Annotated in this window: 22 protein-coding genes; 10 read left to right on the forward strand and 12 right to left on the reverse strand. The window is 70.1% G+C overall.

Annotation, left to right across the window (positions count from 1 at the left end):
• Positions 1-52: 52 nt before the first annotated feature.
• A complete protein-coding gene (locus CP983_RS32690) occupies positions 53-1180 on the reverse strand; it encodes a magnesium and cobalt transport protein CorA (RefSeq protein ID WP_107907150.1) in 1128 nt (375 codons plus the stop codon).
• 399 nt (positions 1181-1579) lie between these two features.
• On the opposite strand from CP983_RS32690, the gene CP983_RS32695 reads away from it, so the two are divergent.
• Positions 1580-2374 carry a methyltransferase gene (locus CP983_RS32695; RefSeq protein WP_150503601.1) on the forward strand — a complete coding sequence of 265 codons (795 nt, stop codon included), beginning with the start codon at positions 1580-1582 and terminating at the stop codon, positions 2372-2374.
• 173 nt (positions 2375-2547) lie between these two features.
• Here the strand turns inward: CP983_RS32695 and CP983_RS32700 are convergent, their stop codons facing one another.
• Both CP983_RS32700 and CP983_RS32705 read right to left on the reverse strand, forming a co-directional pair.
• The gene (locus CP983_RS32700; protein WP_373309873.1) at positions 2548-3492 is read right to left on the reverse strand and encodes a carbohydrate kinase family protein; all 945 of its coding nucleotides are present in this window, start codon (positions 3490-3492) and stop codon (positions 2548-2550) included.
• Between the two features lie 140 nt (positions 3493-3632).
• A complete protein-coding gene (locus CP983_RS32705; RefSeq protein WP_150503605.1) occupies positions 3633-4541 on the reverse strand; it encodes a pseudouridine-5'-phosphate glycosidase in 909 nt (302 codons plus the stop codon).
• Between the two features lie 100 nt (positions 4542-4641).
• On the opposite strand from CP983_RS32705, the gene CP983_RS32710 reads away from it, so the two are divergent.
• Positions 4642-5070, forward strand: a complete 429-nt coding sequence (locus tag CP983_RS32710) for a VOC family protein (RefSeq protein ID WP_107907153.1) — start codon at positions 4642-4644, stop codon at positions 5068-5070.
• 64 nt (positions 5071-5134) lie between these two features.
• Here CP983_RS32710 and fdhA read toward each other — a convergent pair whose 3' ends face one another.
• The 4 genes from fdhA to CP983_RS32730 all read right to left on the reverse strand — a co-directional run bounded on the left by fdhA (position 5135) and on the right by CP983_RS32730 (position 9446).
• Entirely contained in the window at positions 5135-6361 is a 1227-nt protein-coding gene (fdhA, locus tag CP983_RS32715; RefSeq protein ID WP_150503607.1) for a formaldehyde dehydrogenase, glutathione-independent, read from the reverse strand.
• A 161-nt stretch (positions 6362-6522) separates the two neighbouring features.
• On the reverse strand, positions 6523-7809 hold the full coding sequence (locus CP983_RS32720; RefSeq protein ID WP_150503609.1) for an MFS transporter: 1287 nt from the start codon (positions 7807-7809) through the stop codon (positions 6523-6525).
• Between the two features lie 153 nt (positions 7810-7962).
• Positions 7963-8517, reverse strand: a complete 555-nt coding sequence (locus tag CP983_RS32725; RefSeq protein WP_150503611.1) for a methylated-DNA--[protein]-cysteine S-methyltransferase — start codon at positions 8515-8517, stop codon at positions 7963-7965.
• Positions 8518-8576: 59 nt separating this feature from the next.
• Positions 8577-9446 (reverse strand): glycerophosphodiester phosphodiesterase, encoded by an 870-nt coding sequence (locus CP983_RS32730; RefSeq protein ID WP_150503613.1) that lies wholly within the window; start codon positions 9444-9446, stop codon positions 8577-8579.
• A 278-nt stretch (positions 9447-9724) separates the two neighbouring features.
• Between CP983_RS32730 and CP983_RS32735 the strand changes: the two genes are divergently transcribed.
• From CP983_RS32735 to CP983_RS32765, 7 genes are all read left to right on the forward strand, one after another.
• Positions 9725-10591: an MHYT domain-containing protein gene (locus CP983_RS32735; RefSeq protein ID WP_125528543.1), complete on the forward strand. Its 867-nt coding sequence runs from the start codon at positions 9725-9727 to the stop codon at positions 10589-10591.
• Positions 10592-10631: 40 nt separating this feature from the next.
• Positions 10632-12770, forward strand: coding sequence for an excinuclease ABC subunit UvrB (gene uvrB / locus CP983_RS32740; protein ID WP_150503614.1), 2139 nt, complete (start codon positions 10632-10634; stop codon positions 12768-12770).
• A gap of 198 nt (positions 12771-12968) precedes the next feature.
• Positions 12969-13547: a TerD family protein gene (locus tag CP983_RS32745; protein WP_107907157.1), complete on the forward strand. Its 579-nt coding sequence runs from the start codon at positions 12969-12971 to the stop codon at positions 13545-13547.
• Between the two features lie 57 nt (positions 13548-13604).
• Positions 13605-15608 (forward strand): TerD family protein, encoded by a 2004-nt coding sequence (locus CP983_RS32750; RefSeq protein ID WP_150503616.1) that lies wholly within the window; start codon positions 13605-13607, stop codon positions 15606-15608.
• A gap of 225 nt (positions 15609-15833) precedes the next feature.
• Positions 15834-16835 (forward strand): TerC/Alx family metal homeostasis membrane protein, encoded by a 1002-nt coding sequence (locus tag CP983_RS32755; RefSeq protein ID WP_030967239.1) that lies wholly within the window; start codon positions 15834-15836, stop codon positions 16833-16835.
• A gap of 141 nt (positions 16836-16976) precedes the next feature.
• Positions 16977-17279: a hypothetical protein gene (locus CP983_RS32760; RefSeq protein WP_107907406.1), complete on the forward strand. Its 303-nt coding sequence runs from the start codon at positions 16977-16979 to the stop codon at positions 17277-17279.
• 115 nt (positions 17280-17394) lie between these two features.
• A complete protein-coding gene (locus CP983_RS32765; protein WP_125529734.1) occupies positions 17395-18495 on the forward strand; it encodes a calcium:cation antiporter in 1101 nt (366 codons plus the stop codon).
• A 23-nt stretch (positions 18496-18518) separates the two neighbouring features.
• On the opposite strand, the gene CP983_RS32770 is transcribed toward CP983_RS32765, so the two are convergent.
• Both CP983_RS32770 and CP983_RS32775 read right to left on the reverse strand, forming a co-directional pair.
• Positions 18519-19829 (reverse strand): MFS transporter, encoded by a 1311-nt coding sequence (locus CP983_RS32770; protein WP_373309874.1) that lies wholly within the window; start codon positions 19827-19829, stop codon positions 18519-18521.
• A 62-nt stretch (positions 19830-19891) separates the two neighbouring features.
• A complete protein-coding gene (locus CP983_RS32775; RefSeq protein ID WP_150503618.1) occupies positions 19892-20938 on the reverse strand; it encodes a S66 family peptidase in 1047 nt (348 codons plus the stop codon).
• Between the two features lie 104 nt (positions 20939-21042).
• Here CP983_RS32775 and aroQ point away from each other — a divergent pair, with 104 nt between their 5' ends.
• Positions 21043-21516 carry a type II 3-dehydroquinate dehydratase gene (gene aroQ / locus CP983_RS32780; protein WP_150503620.1) on the forward strand — a complete coding sequence of 158 codons (474 nt, stop codon included), beginning with the start codon at positions 21043-21045 and terminating at the stop codon, positions 21514-21516.
• Between the two features lie 91 nt (positions 21517-21607).
• On the opposite strand, the gene CP983_RS32785 is transcribed toward aroQ, so the two are convergent.
• From CP983_RS32785 to CP983_RS32795, 3 genes are read right to left on the reverse strand one after another with little or no spacing between them, the layout of a single operon-like run.
• The gene (locus CP983_RS32785) at positions 21608-22336 is read right to left on the reverse strand and encodes an amino acid ABC transporter ATP-binding protein (protein ID WP_125524016.1); all 729 of its coding nucleotides are present in this window, start codon (positions 22334-22336) and stop codon (positions 21608-21610) included.
• Between the two features lie 20 nt (positions 22337-22356).
• Positions 22357-23274, reverse strand: coding sequence for an amino acid ABC transporter permease (locus CP983_RS32790; protein WP_150503622.1), 918 nt, complete (start codon positions 23272-23274; stop codon positions 22357-22359).
• On the reverse strand, positions 23271-24155 hold the full coding sequence (locus tag CP983_RS32795) for an ABC transporter substrate-binding protein (RefSeq protein WP_150503624.1): 885 nt from the start codon (positions 24153-24155) through the stop codon (positions 23271-23273). Before CP983_RS32795 ends, CP983_RS32790 begins: the two co-directional genes overlap by 4 nt.
• Positions 24156-24356 lie beyond the last annotated feature (201 nt).

Consider the following 24356-nt stretch of genomic DNA (forward strand, 5'->3'; position numbering starts at 1 on the left):
GGACGCGTCGGAGTTCGAGGGCGCCACCGGTCGGTGACGGGCGTTCGCCGCGTCAGAGCCACCCGTTGCGCCGGAAGCCCCGGTACAGCACCACGCACGCGACGGATATCACGCCGATGACCAGCGGATAACCGAACGTCCAGCGCAGTTCCGGCATGTAGTCGAAGTTCATGCCGTAGACCCCGCACACCATCGTCGGGATGGCGATGATCGCGGCCCAGGCGGTGATCTTCCGCATGTCCTCGTTCTGCGCGACGGTGACCTGTGCCAAGTGCGCCTGGAGGATCGAGTTCAGCAACTCGTCGAAGGCGAATATCTGCTCCTTGGCGCGCAGCAGATGGTCGGAGACGTCACGGAAGTAGGCCTGTATCTCCGGCTCGACCACCCGTATGGGACCCGTGGCCAGCTCCTCCAGTGGTCGGCTCAGCGGAACCACGGCCCGCTTCAGCTCCAGCAGCTCTCGCTTGAGCTGGTAGATCCGCCCCGGGTCGGCCCGCGCGCCGTTCTCCGCGAACACATCCGTCTCGACCTCGTCGATGTCCTCCTGCACCGAGTCGGTGACGCTCAGATAGTCGTCGACCACATGGTCCGCGATGGCGTGCAGCACCGCCGCCGGGCCCTTGGCGAGCTGCTCGGGATCGGACTCCAGCTCCTCACGCAACGGGCCGAGCGAGCCGTGCCGGCCGTGCCGCACCGTGATCACGAAGTCCCTGCCGACGAACACCATGATCTCGCCGGTGTTCACCACCTCGCTCGTCGCAGTGAGCTGCTCGTGCTCGACGTAGCAGACGGTCTTGAACACCGCGAACAGCGTCTCGTCGTAGCGCTCCAGCTTCGGCCGCTGATGCGCCTCGACCGCGTCCTCGACCGCCAGCGGGTGCAGATCGAAGAGTTCGGCGATGCCGGCGAACTCCCCGTCCGTCGGCTCGTGCAGACCGAGCCAGACGAATCCGCCGCCGCGCTTGCGCACTCTCTGCACCACGTCGACCAGATCACCCGTCTCCGGGATCCGGGCGCCGTCCCGGTAGGCCACGCAGTTCACCACGGAGGAGCCCAGCGGGGACCTGGCGGGGTGGCTGAGGTCGACGCGGGGGCGTCGTCGAGCCAGCCGTGCCACCTTGCGCAGGCCGCCGACCCGGTCTAGGCCCGTGACCTTCCGCAGATTCCCTGCCATGGACATCTGGATCTCCTTGCATGGATCCCTCGCGCCGCATCTCTGCGCCTTGGCGTGCCAGTTTGCCAGCCGCTGGTGAGCGCCGGGTAAGCCTGTGGGAATCACTGATTCCGCTTTGTTCCTGCCTGTGGACAACCAGCCCACCCAGGTAGGACGCAGTCTTTGCCGGGCTGGATGCACCGTCCGCTGCCGGGCTGGATGACCATTCCGCCGCCGGACCGGACGAGCCGTTCCGCCGGGAGTCTGGACCCCTGCCCACCGATTCCCCCGTCATGCCGACCCACATGCCGTCACGCATGTCATCGGCTCCGAATCCTGCCCTGCCCGGGACCCGGCGTCCGCCATCTCGTCGTAGGCGCCGCGTCGCCCCGTCGAGACAAGCGGGGCAACTGGAATGATCGCGGCATGACGCGAAACGACGGGTATCTCCTCGACAACCGGCAGACCGAGGCGGGCGAACGTTTCGACGCTTTCGCCACTCTCTTCGACCCCACGACCTTCCGGCACATCGAAGGATTCGGCATCGGAGCCGGCTGGCGCTGCTGGGAGGTCGGCGCCGGCGGCACGTCCGTGGTGTCCTGGCTGGCCAAGAAGGTCGGCCCGACCGGCAAGATCGTCGCGACCGACATCGACACCTCGCAACTCGCCTCCGACGCCCGGCCGCCTGTGGAGGTCCGCGTCCACGACGTGAGCGCCGACGAACCGCCGGGGGAGGGGTTCGACCTGGTGCACGCCCGGCTCGTCCTCGTCCATGTGCCGGACCGGGAAAGGGCGTTGCGCTCCATGATCGAGTCCCTGCGTCCCGGCGGGCGGCTCCTGATCGAGGACGCCGACCCCGCCCTCCAGCCCCTCATCTGCCCCGACGAGTACGGCCCCGAGCAACAGCTGGCCAACCGGCTGCGCCAGGGCTTCCGCAAGCTCCTCGCCGACCGCGGCGCCGACCTGTCCTACGGCCGCCGGCTCCCGCGTCTGCTCCGCGAGGCGGGGCTGCGCCAGGTGACGGCCGACGCGTACTTCCCGATCACCTCGCCCGCCTGCGCCGCCCTGGAGTCCGCCACGGTCCGCCAGGTCCGCGATCAGCTGGTGACCGGCGGCATCGCCACGGACGCGGACATCGACCGCCACCTCGCGAACGTCGCCTCCGGCAGGATGGACCTGGCCACGGCCCCACTGATCTCGGCGTGGGGACGCAAGCCGTAGCCGACGGCTCGCGGAACCCGGCCTGCGGGCGTGGCGCAAGCCCCGGCCGACGGCTCGCGGACCCCGGCCTGCGGGCGTGGCGCAAGCCCCGGCCGACGGCTCGCGGACCCCGGACTGCTGGCGTGGACGCAAGCCCTGGTCAACGGCTCGCGCACCCTGGCCCATCGGCGCCGTCACCCGACCCTCGGCGGCCTCCCGCCCACCCGTTCCACCGCCATGGCCCCCGCCCGGCACCCTTCCCCGGCCGCCTCCTCCGGAGCGGCACCGGTGAGCAGGGCGGCGAGGAACGCACCGGTGAAGGCGTCGCCCGCTCCGGTGGTGTCCCTCGGCGTGGCCGGCACTGCGGGGACGTGGGCGGTGACCGTGCCCGACCGCGCCACCAGCGCGCCGTCCGCGCCCTGCTTGGCGACGACCATCGGCACATGGCGGCTCAACTTGGCGGCCGCGTCCGCAGCGTCCGGCAACCCAGTGAGCAGGCACGCCTCGTCACGGCTCGGCAGCAGGACGTCCACGCCCTCCACCAGCGCAAGGAACCGGTCGACGCCCAGCTCCACGAGGAACCCGGCCGACGCCGGATCCAGGCTCACCGGCACTCCACGCGCGCGTGCGGACGCGATAGCCGCCGTCACCAGCGCGCGGCTCGGTGCGGAGAACAGCAGATAGCCCGAGAGGTGCAGCCACGCGACACCGTCGAGGAGCGCGTCCGACCAGTCGCGCGGCTCCAGCCGCAGCGACGCGCCGCTGTCGGTCAGGAACGTCCGCTCGGCCGCGGCACCTGTGTCGACCAGGCAGATCACCGTCCCGGTCGGCGCCTGCGGATCGACGACGAGGCAGGGCCGCACCCCGCTCGCGGTCAGCTCCCGCTCGTGCCACTCGACGGCGTCCGTGCCCACCCGCCCCAGCAGCCGTACCTCGCGACCGCCCCCATATGCCGCCCAGCAGGCCACATTGGCGCCCGCACCGCCCGGCACGGTCCGGATGGCCGCGGCAGTGTCCGTCCCGGAGGCCACCGGCCCTTGGTGGCGGGCGATGACGTCCGTCACCACGTCACCGACGACCAGCAGGGCACCGTCCCGAGCACTCAAGGCGCCCGGACCACCGGACGGCGTTCCGCTCACGCCCTGGCCCGGGCCGCTGGAGGGTGTCCCCTTCGCGCCCTGGCCCGGGCCGCTGGAGGGTGTCCCCTTCGCACCCTGACCCGGGCCGCTCGAAGGTGTCCCTTTCGCACCCTGACCCGGGCCGTCGGACGGCGTCCCGTTCACGCCCCGGCCCAGGCCGCCGCGATCCGCCCCGCCAGCCGTACGTTGCCGCGCACCGCCGCCAGGTTGGCGCTCAACGAGGCGCCGTCCGTGTGCCGTACCAGGTAGTCCAGCAGGAACGGCGTGACCGCCTGACCGGTGACGCCCTGCTCCTCGCACGCGTGCAGCGCGTCGGCGAGCACACGCGCGTGCAGCTCCGGATCCAACTGCTCCGCCTCCGGTACCGGGTTGGCGACGATCAACGCCGACTCCGGTTCGTCGAGCCCGTCCTGAGCGCGCATCACCTCCGCCGCCTCCTCCGGAGACCGCAGCGTCCAGTCCACGGGGTGACCCGAGTCGGAGAGGTAGAAGCCGGGGAAGTGGTCCGTGCGATAGCCGGCCACCGCGACACCCAGGGTCTCCAGCCGTTGCAGGGTCGCCGGGACGTCCAGGATCGACTTCACCCCGGCGCACACCACCGTGATCCGGGTACGCGCGAGCAGCCCCAGGTCGGCCGACTCGTCCTGCGTCACCGTCCACTCCCGGTGCACACCGCCGAGCCCGCCCGTCGCGAACACCCGCACGCCCGCGAGGGCCGCCAGCAGTGCCGTCGCCGACACCGTGGTCGCCCCGCTCGCCCCGGCGGCCACCGCGAGCGGCAGATCCCGGTGCCCCAGCTTGCGGATCCCGTCCTCGTTCGCGACCCGCTCCAGCTGGTCCTTGTCCAGGCCGACATGAGGGCGCCCGTCCAGCACGGCGATCGTCGCCGGAACAGCGCCCTCCCGCCGTACGACGTCCTCCAGCTCCAGCGCCACCTGGAGATTGCGCGGGCGCGGCAGCCCGTGCGCGATGATCGTGGACTCCAGGGCCACCACGGGTCGACGCGCGTCGATCGCTTCCCGTACTTCTTCCGACACCACCAGCACCACGCGCCTGCCTCCTGTTTGTCGGTACTCCCTCATCTCTGGCGGGCGCCGTGCCCGATCAAACCCCTTGCGGCCTGTGGCGGACGACACCAGCCTTGGCTGCATGAAGGACCACATCGCACGTCTCGACCATGTCGTCCTCTGGGTGCGCGACCCGGAGGCGTCGGCCGACTTCTTCGAGAAGGCGGTCGGCATGGAGCCGGTCAGGCTCTCGGAGTTCTCCGCGGGGGCCGTTCCGTTCCCCTCCGTACGTCTCAACGAGGAGACCATCCTCGACCTCATGCCGCTCACCATGGCGGAGCGCATGAAGATGCTGCCGGGCTCCGCCGAGAGCTCCGGGCACCCGGTCAACCACGTCTGCGTGGCGCTGCCCGGCGACGAATTCGACGCCCTGCGCGCCCGCCTGGAGGAGCACGGCGCCCCGGTGTCGGACATCGCCCGCGACTCCTTCGGCGCCCGCGGAAAGGCCAAGCGCAGCTTCTACTTCCGCGACCCCGACGGCAACGTCTTCGAGGCCCGGCACTACGACTGACAGGCCGCGAGAGGGGGCCACGCGTGCGTGGCCCCCTCTCAGGCAGTTGCCCGCGTAGGTGACGTCAGACCGGCCGGAGCCCGTCCAGCGCACCGTGCGGATTCAGCACGTACTTACGGCTGGCGCCCTGGTCGAACTCGGCGTATCCCCGCGGTGCTTCCTCGATGCCGATCACGGTCGCGTTGACCGCCTTGGCGATCTGCACCCGCTCGTGCAGGATCGCCATCATCAGGCCGCGGTGGTACTGCATCACCGGGCACTGCCCGGTCGTGAACCGGTGGCTCTTGGCCCAGCCGAGGCCGAGCCGCACCTTCAGCGTCCCGGACTTCGCGTCCTCGTCGATCCCTCCGGGGTCGGCCGTGACGTACAGGCCGGGGATGCCGAGGGCACCGCCCGCACGCGTGATGCCCATCAGCGAGTTCAGGACCGTCGCGGGCGCCTCCTCGGCGTTCCGCCCGTGGCCCCGCGCCTCGAAGCCGACCGCGTCGACCGCGGCGTCCACCTCGGGCTCCCCGAGGATCTGGGCGATCTGCTCGCCCACATCGCCCTGAGAGACGTCGACGGTCTCGCAGCCGAAGCTCCGCGCCTGAGCCAGACGCTCGGCGTTCAGATCGCCGACTATGACGACCGCGGCCCCCAGCAGATGCGCAGAGGCGGCCGCCGCGAGCCCGACCGGGCCCGCCCCGGCGACGTACACCGTCGAGCCGACACCCGCACCCGAGGTGACCACACCGTGGAAGCCGGTCGGGAAGATGTCCGACAGCATCGTCAGATCGAGCAGCTTCGCGCGCGCCTGGTCCCGGTCGGGGAACTTCAGCAGATTGAAGTCCGCGTACGGGATCATCGCGAACTCGGCCTGCCCGCCGACCCAGCCGCCCATGTCGACATAGCCGTACGCCGCTCCCGGCCGGGCCGGGTTGACGTTCAGGCAGATGCCGGTCTTGCGCTCCTTGCAGTTACGACACCGCCCGCAGGCGATGTTGAACGGTACGGAGACGATGTCGCCCACGTCGATGGTCTCGACGTCCGGCCCCCGTTCGACGACCTCTCCGGTGATCTCGTGTCCGAGGACCAGCCCTTCCGGCGCGGTCGTACGGCCGCGCACCATGTGCTGGTCACTGCCACAGATGTTGCTCGCGAGGACCTTGAGGATCACCCCGTGCCGGCACTTGCGGCCGATGTTGTCGCGGGCGACGCCCGGTCCGTCCTGAAGCTCGAGCGTCGGATAGTCGATGGTCCTGACCTCGACCGTGCCCGGCTTGAGATACGCCACTGCCCTGTTTCCGCTCATGCGTGATCGCCGTCCCTTCGGCTCCGTGTCTTCCGGATGCCAGTCGGATGCCAGCGGCTGTGCGCACGGCGGAGTCTGCTACCGGCGCCCCGGTCCGACCACCCTCCGCGTGACAACTGGAGGCCACGGCCTCCGGCCTCCCGGTGGAGCGGGACTTGACGTCAGTCGGCCGCGGGAACTTCCTTCGCCCACCTGCCCCGCGTGAACAGCGCCAACGCAGCCAGCGGGAGCAGCAGGCACGCGGCCGTGAGATTGAGCCAGCCGTAACTCGCCTTGGCGACCACGAGACCCGCAACCGCTCCGCCAATGCCCGCGGACGCGTTCATCACGAGGTCGGAAAGGCCCTGCGCGGCCGCCCGCGCGGGCTGCGGCACCGAGTCCGTGAGCAGCGCGGAGCCGGAGACGAGCCCCGCCGACCAGCCGAGCCCCAGCACGAACAGCCCGACGGCCGTCTGCCCGTGACTGCCGCCCGCGGTGCCGGCGAGGAACACCGCACACGCCAGCAGCCCCACGCAGAGCCCGATCCCGGACAACCGCCCCAGCCGGTCCGACAACCGCCCCATGAGCGGCGCGAACGCGTACATGCCCGCGATGTGCCCGCTGATGACCAGGCCGATCAGATCGATCCCGGCGCCGTGATGAGCCAGGGCGACCGGGGTCATCGACATCACCGACACCATCGCCGTGTGCGCCACGGCCACCGACACCACCGCGAGCCGCGCCCGCGGCGAGGCGGCCACGGCGGCCATTCCGGCACGCAGCGAACGAGCCGCGGGCGTCCCCTCGTCGGCGGGCGCGAGCGCACGCGCCGTCAGCAGCGGGTCGGGCCGCAGCAGTACGGCCACCACCAGCGCCGATATCAGGAAGATCCCGGCCGCCCACAGGAACGGGCCCGCCGTCGCCGGTATCCCGAGGCCCGTGACACTGCGTCCGGCGGGCGCGGCTATGTTCGGGCCGAGGACCGCCCCGAAGGTGGTCGCCCACACGACCAGCGAGATCGCCCGCGCCCGCCGGTCCGGCTCGGCGAGATCCGCCGCCGCGAACCGCGCCTGGAGATTCGCCGACGACGCCGCGCCGAACGCGGCCATCCCGCACAGCAGCAGCGGAAAGCTACCGACGCGGGCCGCGACCACCGTGACGGCGGCGCCCACGGCACCGATGAGATACGCCAGGACGAGCCCGGGACGGCGGCCGCGCGCGGTCATCAGCGCGGCCAACGGCATCGACAGCACCGCAGTGCCGGCGACGGTGGCCGTGGGCGCGAGCCCGGACAGCGACTCGGTGCCGCTGACCTCCTTGGCCAGCACGGCCGCGAGCGCGATGCCGGTGGCGACGCCGAGCCCGCCCAGGATCTGCGTCGTGATCAGCACGGCCGAGATACGGCGCCGCAGGGCCGGCAGCCGGTCGGCCGGGACCGACAGGACGACCTGACGCTCGACGGCGGTCACGCCGGACACCCGGCGCTACGACGCCTCCGAACGGCCGGCCCCCGGGGACAGCACACCGGACCGGCCGCGTACATGTGGGTGAAAGGTGTCGTCACAGGCGCAGTCTCCCCCCTCTGCTCTCGCCTGCCCACCCCGCGAAAAAGCGGGGAGTCCTCAGAACAGGGGCTCCGGCAGTACGCCCTCCAGCGCCAGCAGCTTCCGCTTGGTCTCCAGACCGCCCCCGAACCCGCCGATGCCGCCGTCACTCTCCACGACCCGGTGACAGGGCACGACGACCGGCAGGGGATTGGCGCCCATCGCCACCCCCACGGCCTGGGCCGCGCCCGGCTGCCCGACCCGCCCGGCCAGGTCGCCGTACCCCACGACCGTGCCGAACGGGACACCCGTCGCCAGCTCGCGGAGAACCTGCCGGTTGAAACCGGAGATCAACGACCAGTCCAGCGGCAGCTCGAAGTCCCGTCGCGTACCCGCGAAGTACTGCTCCATCTGGCGTATCGCCTCGGCCAGCAGCGGGGAGTCGGGCGCCTCGACCGGTTCGACGCCCAGCCGGGACGCCAGCCGGTCGAGCATCGTGTCGCGCACCTTCGGCGAGGCGTGGAAGACGACGCTGACCAGGCCGTCGCGGGTCGCGGCCAGCATCAGCGGCCCGATGTCGGAACCGACGACGGCCCACACGACCTGCTGCTCGTACTGCCCATGGCTGTCCATGCGCCCACCGTACGGCCCGCCACTGACAACGCCCCCGGGAGCGGGCGCCGGTGCGGGCCTCAGCCCGCGGGCAGGGCGTCCCGCACCACGTCGGGGGTGTTCGTGATGATGCCGTCGACGCCGTACCCGGCGACCAGCTGTGCGGTGCCCGCGTCGTTCACGGTCCAGGTGAAGACCTCCAGCGGCTTGCCGTGCGCCCCCTCGACAGCATGGACGGAGGCGACGTAACCCGCGGAGACGGAGCCGTAGGAGGGGTTGATCTGATCTGTGAAGGCCGCGTAACCGTCCAGATCCGCCACGGCAGGCGTCCCCAGCAGACCGGTCTTCACAGCCGGCTTCAGCTCATGGACGGTCCGCACACTGTCGGCACTGAAGCTCTGCACGATCAGCCGGCTTTCGAGGTGGGGCCCGTCGAGCCACCCCTCGTTGTCCAGCACCTTGAGGGTCTCCTGCTCGATGCCCGGGTACAGCTCAGGGTTCTTGATCTCCAGCAGCAGCTTCTGATGGTGCAGCTCCACACGGTCCATGTACTTCTTCAGCGTCGGCACGCGCGCGTCCGCGTACGCGGGGCCGAACCAGCTGCCCGCGTCCAGCCGGGCGATCTCGGCGGCCGTGAAGTCCTTCACCTTCCAGGGCGCGCGGTCGGGGAAGACCTCCTCCGCGTCCGTCGTCCGCTTCAGGTTGTCGTCGTGGACGACGACCAGCTCGCCGTCCTTGGTGCGCTGGACGTCGTTCTCGACCCAGTCGATGCCCAGCTCGGCGGCCTTGTCGACGGCTTCCAGCGTGTTCTCGGGGGCGTAGGCGGAGGCTCCCCGGTGGGCGATGACCGTGGGCTGGGCCGAACCGGCCCGGGCTTGAGGGGCAGGGAGAAGCAGCGTGGCGGTTCCCAGGAGTGCGGTCGTCGTGGCGGCTACAGCGCGCGCGTGCATGCGTACTCCTCGCTTCGGACGATCACGAACAGCTCAACTGTGACAGCAGAGGGTCAACGGCAGAGGAGTACAGAATGACCACAGATTGAATGGAGTTGCCTGTGCACGCTCACTCGTGCGGCACAACTGGGGCAAGGCCGTGTTTGTTTGCCGGAAAATCGTTCGACCATTCCGGTGGGGGTTACCCTCAGCCTCAACCCTGACCGTTCGGGCGGTCCTGGGAGGGGGCGCATTTCACGGAGTTCCGGGACGTAAAAGGGCGGGAAGGGCAGCCGCGTATGCAGGGCACGATCGACGGATTCAGCTATGGACTCGTCACACCTCTGGTGGCTTACCTCATGGCCTGTCTCGGCGGTGCGCTCGGCCTGCGCTGCACCACCAGATCGATGCTCGTCTCGCGTTCCTGGCGCCCCGGCTGGCTCGCCCTGGGATCGGCGGCCATCGGCTCCGGCATATGGACGATGCACTTCGTCGCCATGATGGGGTTCACCGTCAAGGAGACGCCGATCCACTACGACAAGGCCATGACGTTCGCGAGCCTCGCAGTCGCCGTCGTCATGGTCGGTGTCGGGATCTTCATAGTCGGTTACAGAGGCGCCAGAGGTGCGGCGCTGTTCACCGGCGGCACCATCACGGGCCTCGGAATAGCGTCGATGCACTACCTGGGCATGGCCGGCATGCGGCTCGACGGAAAGCTGGAGTACAACACGTTCACCGTGGCCGTCTCCGTCGTCATAGCCATGGGCGCCGCCACGGCCGCCCTGTGGGCCGCCGGGCAGGTCAGGGGGCTCATGTGGAGCGTCGGCGCGAGCCTCGTCATGGGCCTCGCCGTCAGCGGCATGCACTACACAGGCATGGCCGCCCTCGACGTCCACCTCCACGGCACGGGAGCACCCGCCGGCGGCGACTCGCCCGCCGCCCTGCTCGCCCCGATGCTGGTCGGCCCGCTCGCTTTCCTGCTCCTCGCGGGGGCCGTCGTACTGTTCGACCCGAAGATGATCATGGGGCGCCCGGCCGAGGCCCCCGTCGTGGACAAGCCTGGCGTCCCCGCCCACCCCACCGTCCCGCACCAGGTCCGCCGCGCCACGCTGCGCACCCGCCGCACCGCCGGAACCCGAGGCTCCAGGACCCCGCAGAACCACTGATCGGACCGCGTTGTCAGTGGGGGGTCGTACGGTGGATCCCATGCGGCCCGTTTCCAGCATCGAACGCACGGTGGCGCCTTTCGAGGTCGTCAGCCCCTACCAGCCCAGCGGCGACCAGCCGACGGCCATCGCCGAGCTCGCCCGGCGCATCGAAGCCGGCGAGAAGGACGTCGTCCTGCTCGGCGCGACCGGCACAGGCAAGTCCGCGACCACCGCGTGGATGATCGAGAAGCTCCAGCGGCCCACCCTGGTGATGGCACCGAACAAGACACTTGCCGCCCAGCTGGCGAACGAGTTCCGCGAGCTCCTGCCGAACAACGCCGTCGAGTACTTCGTCTCGTACTACGACTACTACCAGCCCGAGGCCTACGTCCCGCAGTCGGACACCTACATCGAGAAGGACTCCTCGATCAACGAGGAGGTCGAGCGCCTGCGCCACTCGGCGACCAACTCGCTGCTCACCCGCCGTGACGTCGTCGTGGTCGCCTCGGTCTCCTGCATCTACGGCCTCGGTACACCGCAGGAGTACGTGGACCGCATGGTCCCCCTCAAGGTCGGCGAGGAGATCGACCGGGACCAGCTGCTGCGCCGCTTCGTGGACATCCAGTACACGCGCAACGACCTGGCCTTCACCCGCGGCACCTTCCGCGTGCGCGGCGACACCATCGAGATCTTCCCGGTCTACGAGGAGCTCGCCGTCCGCATCGAGATGTTCGGCGACGAGATCGAGGCCCTGTCCACACTGCACCCGCTGACCGGCGAGATCATCAGCGACGACGAGCAGCTGTATGTGTTCCCGGCCTCCCACTACGTCGCCGGCCCCGAGCGCATGGAGCGGGCCGTCAACGACATCGAGAAGGAGCTCGGCGAGCGCCTCGCCGAACTGGAGAAGCAGGGCAAGCTCCTGGAGGCCCAGCGACTGCGGATGCGCACGACCTACGACCTCGAGATGCTCCGCCAGATCGGCTCCTGCTCCGGCGTCGAGAACTACTCGATGCACTTCGACGGCCGCTCGCCCGGCTCCGCGCCGAACACTCTGCTCGACTACTTCCCCGAGGACTTCCTGCTCGTCATCGACGAGTCGCATGTGACGGTGCCGCAGATCGGGGCCATGTACGAGGGCGACGCCTCCCGCAAGCGCACCCTCGTCGACCACGGCTTCCGCCTGCCCTCCGCCCTCGACAACCGCCCCCTCAAGTGGGAGGAGTTCCAGGGGCGCATCGGGCAGACCGTCTACCTGTCGGCGACCCCCGGCAAGTACGAGCTCTCCCGCGGGGACGGCCAGGTCGAGCAGATCATCCGCCCCACCGGCCTCGTCGACCCGGAGGTCGTCGTCAAGCCGACCGAGGGCCAGATCGACGACCTGGTGCACGAGATCCGCACGCGCGTCGAGAAGGACGAGCGGGTCCTGGTCACCACCCTCACCAAGAAGATGGCCGAGGACCTCACGGACTACTTCCTGGAACTCGGTATCCACGTGCGCTATCTGCACAGCGACGTGGACACCCTGCGCCGTATCGAGCTGCTGAGAGAGCTGCGCGCCGGCGAGTTCGACGTCCTCGTCGGCATCAACCTGCTGCGCGAGGGCCTCGACCTGCCCGAGGTCTCCCTGGTCGCGATCCTCGACGCCGACAAGGAGGGCTTCCTGCGCTCCGGGACCTCCCTCATCCAGACCATCGGCCGCGCGGCGCGCAATGTCTCCGGCCAGGTCCACATGTACGCCGACAAGATCACCCCGGCGATGGAGAAGGCCATCGACGAGACCAACCGCCGCCGGGAGAAGCAGGTCGCGTACAACAAGGCGAACGGCATCGACCCGCAGCCACTGCGCAAGAAGATCAACGACATCGTCGCGCAGATCGCCCGCGAGGACGTCGACACCGAGCAGCTGCTCGGCACCGGCTACCGCGCGAAGAAGGACGGCCGGGGCACCAAGGCCCCCGTACCCTCCCTCGGCGACAAGGCGGCCAAGGGCGCGAAGTCGGCCAAGGGCAAGGCCAAGGAGACGGTGCCGACCGACCGGCCGGCGGCGGAACTCGCCGAGCAGATCGAGGAGTTGACGGAGCGTATGCGGGCAGCTGCCGCGGACCTCCAGTTCGAGATCGCGGCACGGCTGCGCGACGAGGTGTCCGAGATGAAGAAGGAACTGCGGCAGATGAAGGAGGCGGGACTGGCCTGACGGGGCCCGTGGCGCCGGTCCGCAGCACGGCACCGGCGCCGCCCGAACGGCCGTCCAGCGGCTTTCCGTACTCGCTGTGTTGCAAGACCGACACAAAGTGGGGACCGGGGTACGTCACTGTCAGTGCCCCTGCGTAGGGTTCTCGTCATCCGCGGACTCCGCGGCCAACAGGGGACAGCTCGAGAGGGGAATCAGCACGTGACCGTCAACATGACCAAGGGTCAGGCAATCAGTCTGCAGAAGAACGACGGAGGCAGCCTGACCGCGGTGCGCATGGGTCTCGGCTGGCAGGCGGCTCCCCGGCGCGGCCTGTTCGGCTCGCGCACGCGGGAGGTCGACCTCGACGCCTCGGCCGTCCTGTTCGCGGACAAGCAGCCGGTCGACGTCGTCTTCTTCCGCCACCTGGTGAGCGACGACGGCTCGGTGCGCCACACCGGCGACAACCTCGTCGGCGGTGTCGGCCAGGGCGGCGACGACGAGGCGATCCTCGTCGACCTGGCCCGCATCCCGGTCCACATCGACCAGATCGTCTTCACCGTGAACTCCTTCACGGGCCAGACCTTCCAGGAGGTGCAGAACGCGTTCTGCCGCCTGGTCGACGAGACCAACGGCCAGGAGCTCGCCCGCTACACGCTCGCGGGTGGTGGCGCCTACACGGCCCAGATCATGGCGAAGGTGCACCGCTCGGGTCCGGGCTGGGCGATGACGGCCCTCGGTACGCCGGCCAACGGCCGTACCTTCCAGGACCTGATGCCGGCGATCCTGCCGCACCTGTAAGACACGCAAGGCGGCCCGGCGGGCGGCACACGACAACTGACACAGGGGGACGAAGGCATGACGGCCGAGCTGGTGCGGGGGCAGAACCACCCGCTCTCCCAGGCCCGTCTGGAGATCCGGGTCTCGGCCGGCACGCCGATCGTGGCCGCCGCCGCGCTCGGCGACGAGCAGGGCAGGATCCACGGCGTCGAATGGGTGGCCCACCCGGGCGCCCCGACCCTGCCCGGCCTGGAGGTCTCCCGGCAGGCGGCCGCCGACCATCGCCTCGCGGTGGACCTGGACGCCATGCCGGAAGCCGTCCACCGTGTCAGTGTGCTGCTCGCCCTGCCGACCGGGGTCGGGGGTCCGACCAGCTTCGGCGCCGTCCCCGCCCCGTTCGTCGCGGTCACCGGTCTCGACGGTGCCGAGGTCGCCAGCTACACCGTCGCCGGCCTGGAGTCCGAGTCCGCCGTCGTCGCCCTGGAGCTCTACCGCCGCCAGGGTGCCTGGAAGGTGCGCGCCATCGGCCAGGGGTACGCCGGTGGCCTCGCCGACCTCTTCAACGACCAGGGCCTGGCCCAGGCCCACCAGCTCGCCGGCGGCATCAACGACGCGGTGGCCCAGGGCGTCGCCCGCTCGATCCCGGCGCCGCCGCGCCCGGACGGCGACCGTTCCCGGCAGGCCGCAGCCCCCGCCGTCGGCCCGGACCAGTCCGGCCAGGCACAGCAGGGCACCTCCGGTGCCACGGCACCGCAGCCGACGTCGCCCTACAGCAACCAGACGCCCGGCCAGCCGACGCCGCCGCCGAACTCTCCGTACGGCACCACCGACCCCACCCAGCCGTCCGCCCCCACGTCCGGCGGACCCATCGACTACAGCCACCCGCGTCGGCAGAACGCGGCTCCGCCGCCGCCCCCGCCGACCGCGCCCCCGGCCCAGCCCGGCCAGCCCGCGCAGCCCGTCGCGGGCGACGCCACCGGCTGGTCCATGGAGGAGCGGCTGTACAACCAGGTGTGGGGCATGTTCGAGGACCTCGCCCGCACCACCGCCGCCTATCGCAGCGCGGTCGACTTCGCCGAATCACGCATGGAGAAGGAACTCGACCAGGTCCTGTCGGACCCGCGCAGCCGGATCGGCGGACAGGGCGACGCCGCCCGCGAGGCGGCCCAGGCCAAGCACTCACAGCTCGTCAACCAGGCGAGGGCGACGCTCGACCGGGATCTCGCCCAGCTCAGCGCGGAGTCCCAGGTCGTCGAGCCCGCGCTGCCGCCCGCCTATGCCCGCTGGGACAACCCGGTCTGGCACGGCTACCGCGTACCGATGGAGATCCCCATGGCCCTGCGCCTGGGTGAGCTCCACCTGCCGGAGAGCGCCGAGCTGCGCATCCCGATGCTGGTCCGCCTGCCGCTGGAGCGCGGCCTGTGGATCGACAGCGGACGCGGCGGGTCGCTCGAGGGCTCCTTCCACGACTCCCACGACCTGAGCCGCCTCGCGATGGAGACGGCCGTGGCGCACGCGGCCCGGCTGCTCGCGGTCTACCCGGCCGGCGAGTTCACCGTGCACGTCATCGACCCGGCCGGTTCGGGCGCCCAGGCACTCGCACCCCTGGTGCAGACCGGTGTGCTCGCGGCCCCGCCCGCCGTGGGCGCGGCCGGAGTCGCGGACGTCCTCGCGCGGCTCACGCAGCGCGTCGACCTGGTGCAGATGGCGCTGCGCGCCGGTGCGCCCGACTCCCTGCCGCCGGGCTTCGACACCTCCCAGCAGCTGCTGATCGTCAATGACTTCCCGCACGGCTTCGACGACCGTGCCGTGAACCAGCTGCGCTACCTCGCGGACGAGGGCCCCGCTGTCGGCGTCCACCTGATGATGGTCGCGGACCGCGAGGAGGCCGCAGGCTACGGCCCGCTGCTCGACCCGCTGTGGCGTGCGCTGCTGCGTCTGACTCCGGTGGCCGACGACCACCTCGCCGACCCGTGGGTGGGGCACGCCTGGACCTACGAGCCCTCGCTCGTGCCGCCCGGCAGCCAGGTCCTCCAGCAGGTGCTCACGCAGGTCGCGGCAGCCCGGGCCAAGCACTGGTAAAAGGCCTCTGACCAGCTAACTTGGTACTTCTTTTGCCAATCGCTTTACCTTTCCTTGGTGATTGGGGTACTGTTTGTCGCACGGAGGGGAGTACTCCCTGTCTGCTGCGACGTACCCGTCAATACGGATCCGGCCAGATCCCGGGGCGTCGGCCCATCGTGGGTGGAAGAGACCTCCGGCGCGCGACGACGCTGACATCTGCCGTTACGTACTGCCGGAGGCGCAGTGGAAGTTTCAACGACCCTGTGGGTCTTGACCATCGTGGGCCTTGCCGCCCTGATCGCGGTCGATTTCTTCATCGGCCGAAAGCCGCACGACGTATCAATCAAGGAAGCCGGAATCTGGACGGTCGTCTGGATCGCGCTGGCTGGCCTCTTCGGGCTCGGCCTGCTGATCTTCGGCGGCGGACAGGCCGGCGGTGAGTTCTTCGCCGGCTTCATCACCGAGAAGTCGCTGAGCGTCGACAACCTCTTCGTCTTCGTTCTGATCATGGCGAAGTTCGCCGTGCCGTCCCAGTACCAGCAGCGAGTGCTGCTGGTCGGTGTCCTCATCGCCCTGGTGCTGCGAGCGATATTCATCGCCGCCGGCGCCGCGATCCTCGCGAGCTTCGCGTGGGTGTTCTACATCTTCGGCGCCTTCCTGATCTGGACCGCCTGGAAGCTCATCCAGGAGGCCCGGTCCGGCGACGAGGAAGAGGAGTTCGAGGAGAACAAGCTGCTGAAGGCGGCCGAGCGCAGGTTCGGTGTCGCCGACCGCTACCACGGCACCAAGCTGTGGATCCGGGAGAACGGCAAGCGGGTCATGACCCCGATGCTGGTCGTGATGCTCGCGATCGGTACGACGGACGTGCTCTTCGCCCTGGACTCCATCCCGGCGATCTTCGGCCTGACGCAGGACCCGTACATCGTGTTCACGGCCAACGCGTTCGCGCTGATGGGTCTGCGACAGCTGTACTTCCTCATCGGCGGACTGCTGAAGAAGCTGGTCCACCTGAGCTACGGCCTGTCGATCATCCTCGGCTTCATCGGTGTGAAGCTGGTGCTGCACGCACTGCACGAGTCCGGGGTCCACGTCCCCGAGATCAGCATTCCGGTCTCGCTCGGCGTGATCTGCTCGGTCCTGATCGTCACCACGATCACCAGCCTGAGGGCCTCCAAGAAGCAGGCGGCGGCCGAGGCGGCGCAGGAGCGGAGCGATGGCGCTCCGAAGGACAGCATCGACGTCTGACCATGTCGGACGTAGGAAGAACCATCACCGGGAGTGGTGCTCGGCGAATTGCCGAGCACCACTCCCGGTGCTTCTTTGGGTGCTGGATGTCCTCGCCGGGGGACACCACGGCCGGGGGTGGAGGCACCTGTGGACGCACCCATGAAGTTCGTACAGATCATCGACTTCGAGACCGAGCGCATCGACGAGATGCGGGAGCTGGCCCGAGAGACGGAACAGCGCTTCGCGGGCCGCGACGGCGGCCCCACACGGCGCCTCGTCATCAAGGACCGGGCGCAGACCAACCGCTACCTCGTGGTGATCGAGTTCGACTCCCACGAGGACGCGATGCGCAACAGTGACGACCCCGAGACGACCAAGTTCGCGGAGCAGATGGCCGCGCTGTGCACGAGGCCGCCGTCCTTCACGGACTGCGACGTACAGGAGATGACCGATTTCGCGTAGCGACACAAGAAGCACAGGCGCCCCGCACCCCGAGGGCGCGGGGCCGCCCGACCACCGTCCTGACAACCACACGGACCAGAATGCGAACCCTCAACCCCTCTGCGACGATCGCTCCATGATCGATCGGCTCAGGTCGCTCGCGACGGGCTGGACGTACCTCGTCCCGGTGCTCGCGGTCATCCTGCTGGCCTTCACCTGGGGACGGGACCTGCCCGGCGCGGTCGTCGCAGTCGTGACGCTGGTCCTCGCGGGTGCCGTCCTGGCAGCCGTTCACCACGCCGAAGTGGTCGCGCACCGCGTCGGCGAACCCTTCGGTTCCCTCGTCCTCGCCGTCGCCGTCACGATCATCGAAGTCGCCCTGATCGTGACCCTGATGGTCGACGGCGGCGACAAGAGCGCCACCCTTGCCCGCGACACGGTCTTCGCGGCCGTGATGATCACCTGCAACGGCATCGTCGGCCTGTCTCTGCTCGTAGCCTCGCTGCGGCACCGCACGGCCGTCTTCAACCCCGAGGGCACCGGCGCCGCCCTGGCGACCGTCGCCACCCTGGCCACCCTCAGCCTGGTGCTGCCGACGTTCACCACGAGCAAGCCCGGCCCGGAGTTCTCCACGGTGCAGCTGACGTTCGCCGCGGTCTCCTCACTGATCCTGTACGGCCTCTTCGTGACCACGCAGACCGTGCGGCACCGCGACTACTTCCTGCCCATCACGCGGCAGGGCGACGTGATCGACGGTGACGACCACGCCGACGCGCCCTCCGCGCGTACGGCGATGGTGAGCCTGGGCCTGCTGGGCCTCGCCCTGATCGGCGTGGTCGGCCTGGCCAAGGGGGTGTCGCCGACCATCGAGGACGGAGTGGCCGCCGCCGACCTGCCCCACGCCGCCGTAGGCGTGGTCATCGCCCTGCTGGTGCTGCTCCCGGAGACGATCGCGGCACTGCGCTCCGCCCGCCGTGACCGTGTGCAGACCAGTCTGAATCTCGCGCTCGGCTCGGCGATGGCCAGCATCGGACTGACCATCCCGGCGGTCGCCCTGGCCTCCGTCTGGCTCACCGGCCCGCTCGTCCTCGGCCTCGGCCCCACTCATATGGTGCTGCTGGCCCTGACGGTGGTGGTGAGCTCGCTGACGGTCGTACCGGGGCGGGCGACGCCGCTCCAGGGCGGCGTCCACCTGGTGCTGTTCGCGGCCTACCTGGAGCTCGCGATCAATCCGTGAACCCGCCCCGACTGCGGAGCCCGTCACCCAGTGGCGGGCTCCGCAGCCGAGGCCGGCACCGGATGCGTCTCCGGCAGCAGCGTGAAGCACCCCAGACTCAGCAGCGCGACCCCGGTCAGATACGCACCCACACCCCACGGCACCCGCCCGTCGCTCTGCTCGACGAGCGCCGTCGCCACGATCGGCGTGAGCGCACCCCCGACGACCCCACCGAGGTTGTAGCCCACCGCGGCGCCCGTGCAGCGCACCCGGGGCTCGTACAGCTCCGGCAGATACGCGGCGATCACGGCGAACATGGTGATGAAGGCGAGCATCGCGCCGAGGAAGCCCAGGAACATCAGCAGCGGCTGACCCGTGGCGAGCAGCGCGACCAGCGGGAACATCCACAGCGCGGACGCCGTGCACCCGATGAGGCACAGCGGCCGGCGCCCGTACCGGTCGCCGAGGATCGCCACCAGCGGTGTCAGCGAGCCCTTCACCACCACCGCGGCCATGATGCAGGTCAGCATGACGCCCCGGCTCACACCGAGCCGCTCGGTGGCGTACGCCAGGGACCAGGTCGTCACGGCGTAGAAGATCGCGTACCCGATCGCGAGCGCGCCCGCCGTAAGCAGTACGAGCCGCCAGTGGTCGCGCACGACCTCGGTGAGCGGCACGCGCGCGTGGTCGTCGATCTCCAGGAACCGGGGACTCTCGGCGAGCGACGACCGCAGCCACAACCCCACCAGCGCGAGCACACCCGCCGCCCAGAAAGGCACACGCCAGCCCCACGAGGCGAACTGCGCGTCGGACAGCGTCGCCGACAGCCCCAGCACCACACCGTTGGCGAGCAGGAAACCCAGCGCGGGCCCGACCTGCGGAAAGCTGGACCACAGACCCCGCCGGCCGGGCGGCGCGTGCTCGACGGTCAGCAGGACGGCCCCGCCCCACTCGCCGCCGAGCCCCAGTCCCTGGAGGAAACGCAGCACGAGCAGCAGCAGGGGAGCGGCCACACCGATCGTGTCGTACGTCGGTACGCAGCCGACCGCGACCGTGGACGCCCCCGTCAGCAGCAGTGAGGCGACCAGGACCGGCCGGCGTCCGCGGCGGTCCCCGATGTGCCCGAACAGCACCGACCCCAGGGGCCGTGCCACGAAGCCCACCCCGAACGTGGCGAACGCGGCCAGGGTTCCCGCCACCGGCGAGAACGTCGGGAAGAAGAGCGGCCCGAGGACCAGCGCCGCCGCGGTTCCGTAGACGAAGAAGTCGTAGAACTCGATGGCCGTCCCGGCGAGCGAGGCGCCCGCGAGCCGCAGCATGGACGGGGGTGCCTTGACTGTGCGTGCATCGTGCATGCTGCGTCAACTACCCACCGTGATCGCCGGTTACGGGGGCGTACGGGCGCGCTGGGGTTTCGTCAGTACGTGACGGTGATGCGCCGGGCAGGGCCGTCGACGCGGACGGTGCCGCCGTAGGGGATCACGAGTTGTGGATCGGTGTGGCCGAAGTCCACGTCGAAGACGACCGTGGTGTTCGGGGCATACATACGCATGGCCCGAAGCACGGCCTCCCGCTGGTCCGCGGCGTAACGATCCGCCTCCTCGGGGCCGTTGGGGCGCTCGAAGGACCAGGTCTTCGCCCGGCCCATCAGGAGTGCGGAGAATCGCTGGAGCAGCCCGCGCTCGCCCATGTTGCGCAGGGTCCAGAAGACCTCGGAGGCGCTCGGCATCTCCTCCGACGTCTCCAGCAGCAGCACCCCGCCGTCGTACTCCGATGGGTCACGCGCGATCTCCCGGTCGGCCATGAGCAGCCAGCCGACGATCTCCAGGCAGCCGCCCCAGGTACGGCCCTCCACCACCCGGTCGGCGTTCACCCAGGTCCATCCGGCGCCGGGCCGTGTCTCCGGCTCCGCGTCGAAGGTCGCGGGGTCGGCCCAGTCGCGGTTGATGTCGTTCCAGCGCTCGGCGGGCCGGAGTTCGTACTCGCCGGAGGTGAACAGTGCGGCCCGCAGCGAGTCGGCGGTCTGCGGGTGCATCGCGCCCGGGCGGCCCAGCTCGCACATCACGGTGGCGCCGTGATAGCCGACGATCCCGGTGTTGCGCAGGAACATCAGCAGGTTCGTGTTGTCGCTCATCCCGAAGAACGGCTTCGGGTTCGCCCGGATCAACTCCCGGTCCAGCAATGGCAGCACGGTGATCTGGTCGTCGCCGCCGATCGAGGCTATGACCGCCTTGATGCCGGGGTCGGCGAATGCGGCGTGGATGTCGTCGGCGCGTTCCTGCGGCGTCGCGCCCAGCTTGCGGGTCGTCGGGTACTCGACCGGTTCGAGTCCGTACTCCTTGCGCAGCCGCTCCAGGCCCAGTTCGAAGGGCAGCGGGAACAGCCCGGGGAGGCCCGCGGCGGCCGAGACGACGGCGACGCGGTCGCCCGGGGAGGGCTTGGCAGGGTACGAGATCGTGGTCATGTCCGGAGGGTAGGGCGCGATGCGTGCTCGGTGCATCGTGATAAACCGGGGTCTGAGCAGCGGTCATCGACGCACCGCCGCACTTCGAACGGACCGGAGGAACCGTGCCCCGCACCCTGGCCAACGCCCCGATCATGATCCTCAACGGCCCCAACCTGAACCTGCTCGGCCAGCGCCAGCCGGAGATCTACGGCTCCGAGACCCTGGCCGATGTCGAGGCCCTGTGCGCCAAGGCGGCGGCCGCGCACGGCGGAACGATCGACCTCCGGCAGTCCAATCACGAGGGCGAGCTGGTCGACTGGATCCACGAGGCTCGGCTGAACCACTGCGGGATCGTGATCAACCCCGGCGCCTACTCGCACACCTCCGTGGCGATCCTGGATGCGCTCAACACCTGCGACGGCATTCCTGTGTTGGAGGTCCACATCTCCAACATCCATAAGCGCGAGTCCTTCCGACACCACTCCTACGTCTCACTGCGCGCCGACGGGGTCATCGCCGGGTGCGGTGTGCAGGGTTATGTGTTCGGCGTGGAGCGGGTCGCGGCGCTGGTGGGAGCGGGACAGACGAACACCTGACGCGGCCGGCCCGCGGACGCTGGAAGGCGCAGATGTCCCGCGGACGCGGGAGGCACAGCTGTAAGGACCGCCCGCCATAGCGGTGCGGTCCTTACAGCCGCCCGGCCTCCACGATGCGACGCAGGAAGCGCTGAGTGCGCTCCTGCTGCGGATCACCGAAGATCTGCTCGGCCGTGCCGTGCTCCAGCACCACCCCTCCGTCCAGAAAGCAAACCTGGTCGGCGACCTCGCGGGCGAACCCCATCTCGTGCGTGGCCAGCACCATCGTCATCCCGTCCGCCTTCAAGTCGCGGACGACGGCGAGAACTTCGCCCACCAACTCGGGGTCGAGGGCGGCGGTGATCTCGTCGAGCAGCAGCAGCCGCGGACGTACGGCCAACGCGCGGACGATCGCGACCCGCTGCTGCTGGCCGCCGCTCAGCCGGTCCGGGTACTCGCCCGCCTTCTCGGCGAGCCCCAGCCGCTCCAGCAACTCACGCGCGTGTGCCTCGGCCTCGGCACGGGACTGCCCGTGCACCCGGCGCGGGGCGAGGGTGATGTTCTCCAGGACCGTCATGTGCGGGAAGAGGTTGTACGCCTGGAACACCACGCCGATACGGCGGCGTACGGCGTCCTGGTCGACGCGTGGGTCGGTGATCTCCTCGCCGTCCAGCCAGATCGCGCCGTCGTCGATCTCCTCCAGCAGGTTCGCGCACCGCAGCAGCGTGGACTTGCCGGAGCCGGAGGCACCGATCAGCGCGGTCACCGTGTGCGGGGCGACCTCCAGGTCGACGTCCCGCAGTACCACCGAGTCGCCGAAGGTCTTGCGGACGGACTCCATGCGCAGCACGGGTGCGTCGCTCACAGGGCACCTCCTTGGGCGCGCCGACGGTCCATGCGCGCCGTCACCCAGTCCGTGAAGCGCGTCATCGGAATGGTCAGCGCCACGAAGATCAGGCCGGCGACGATGTAGGGCGTGTAGTTGAGGCTGCGGCCCACGATGATGTCCGCGGCCCGTACGGCGTCCACCGCGCCGCCGATCGACACCAGCCCGGTGTCCTTCTGCAACGACACCAGGTCGTTCAGCAGCGGCGGCACCTGACGGCGTACCGCCTGGGGCAGCACCACGTGCCGCAGTGCCTGCCGGTTGGTGAGACCGAGCGAGCGTGCCGCGGCGCGCTGCGAGGGGTGCACGGACTCGATGCCCGCGCGGAACACCTCGGCCACGTATGCCGAATACGTCAGGGTGAGGGCGGTGCCGCCCAGCAGCACCGGATCGACGGTCACGCCCTGGAGCCGCAGCGCGGGGACGCCGAGGACGACGATCATGAGGTTAATGATGAGCGGAAGGCCCCGGAAGAAGTCCGTGTAGGCGGCCGCCAGCACGCGCAGCGGGAAGAACACCGGGCCGCGCAGCGTGCGTGCGACGGCGATCAGCATCCCCAGGACCAGCACGCAGGCGCCGCAGATCAGCAGCAGCCGGACGTTGAGCCACAGCCCATCGAGGACCTTGGGGAACGCCTCGCGCGCGTACTCCTGGTCGAAGAACGTCTCCTTGGTGCGCGGCCAGCCCGGCGCGTTGACCACGACCAGGTAGAGGACGACACCGGTGACCAGGGTGGAGAGGGCGCCGATGGCGGTGGCACGGCGGGCCCGGGCCCGCTTGTGGCGCTCACGGTCGAGCCGCCGCTGCGAGGGGACGTAGCCGTCACCCGCGCCGGACCTGCCGCCGTCGCCGTCCGCCCCCTCCTGGCCGGACTCCTCCTTGGTGACCGTCACTTGAGCACCGGGGCGTCGACGGCGTCGGACAGCCACTGCTGCTCGAGCCTGTCCAGGGTGCCGTCCTTGCGCAGGGCGTCCACAGCGTCCGTCACACACGGGGTCAGCGCGCTGCCCTTGTCGAGGACGAGCCCGAACTGCTCGGGCGTACCGCCCTGGTTCTCGAACTGGCCGACGATCGTCGCGTCCGTCACCTCGGCCGCGGTGATGTAGAAGGCGGTCGGCAGGTCGACCACGATGGCGTCCACCTGCCCGTTCTTCAGCGCCGACTTGGCCTGGTCGTTCTTCGCGTACGCGGCGGCCTCCTGGGTCGGCTTCACCACGTCGTCGATGTAGTCGAGACTCGTGGTCCCGACCTGCGCGCCCAGCTTGAGGCCCTTCAGATCGGCGACGCTCTTCGCCTTGGCCGCCTTGCTGTCCTTCAGCGCGATGACGGCCTGGCGGACGTCGTAGTAGCCGGACGAGAAGTCCACGGCCTTCTTGCGCTCGTCGCTGATCGACACCTGGTTGATGTCGAAGTCGAAGGTCTTCGCGCCGGGCGCGAAAGCCTTGTTGAACGGGACGCTCTGCCAGACGACCGCGCTCTTGTCGTAGCCGAGCTGCTTCGCCACGGCATACGCGACCGCCGACTCGAAGCCCTCACCGCCCGCGGGCTTGTCGTCCTTGAACCAGGGCTCGTACGCGGGCTCGTCGGTGGCGACGGTCAGCTTGCCGGAGGTCTTCGTGGCCAACTTGCCCTTGGCGCAGGTGTTCCCGGCCGCACCCGACGGCGCGTCGGCGGCCTTCTCGTCCGGCTGCGGAGCACAGCCGAGAGCGGTGGCGAGCAGGGCGGTCGTTGCGACGGCGACGGCGCGGCGCAGCGCGCGAGGGGCAGGGTGCATGGCGCGAGATTGACAGTACATCGTCGACTTTGTCGAGGTCACGACGGTGAATGTCCGCATATTGGGAACGGGTGTTGCGTTCCTGTGAACACTCGCGCGAGAGCCCGCCGGGGCCGCCGGTCGAGGGCGGGGATTGAGAGACCGGCGGCCCTTTCCGCTCAGGAGCCGTCATCCTTCGCGGGGCTGCTTCCAGTTGACTGC

This window comes from Streptomyces chartreusis (assembly GCF_008704715.1).
GTDB lineage: Bacteria > Actinomycetota > Actinomycetes > Streptomycetales > Streptomycetaceae > Streptomyces > Streptomyces chartreusis.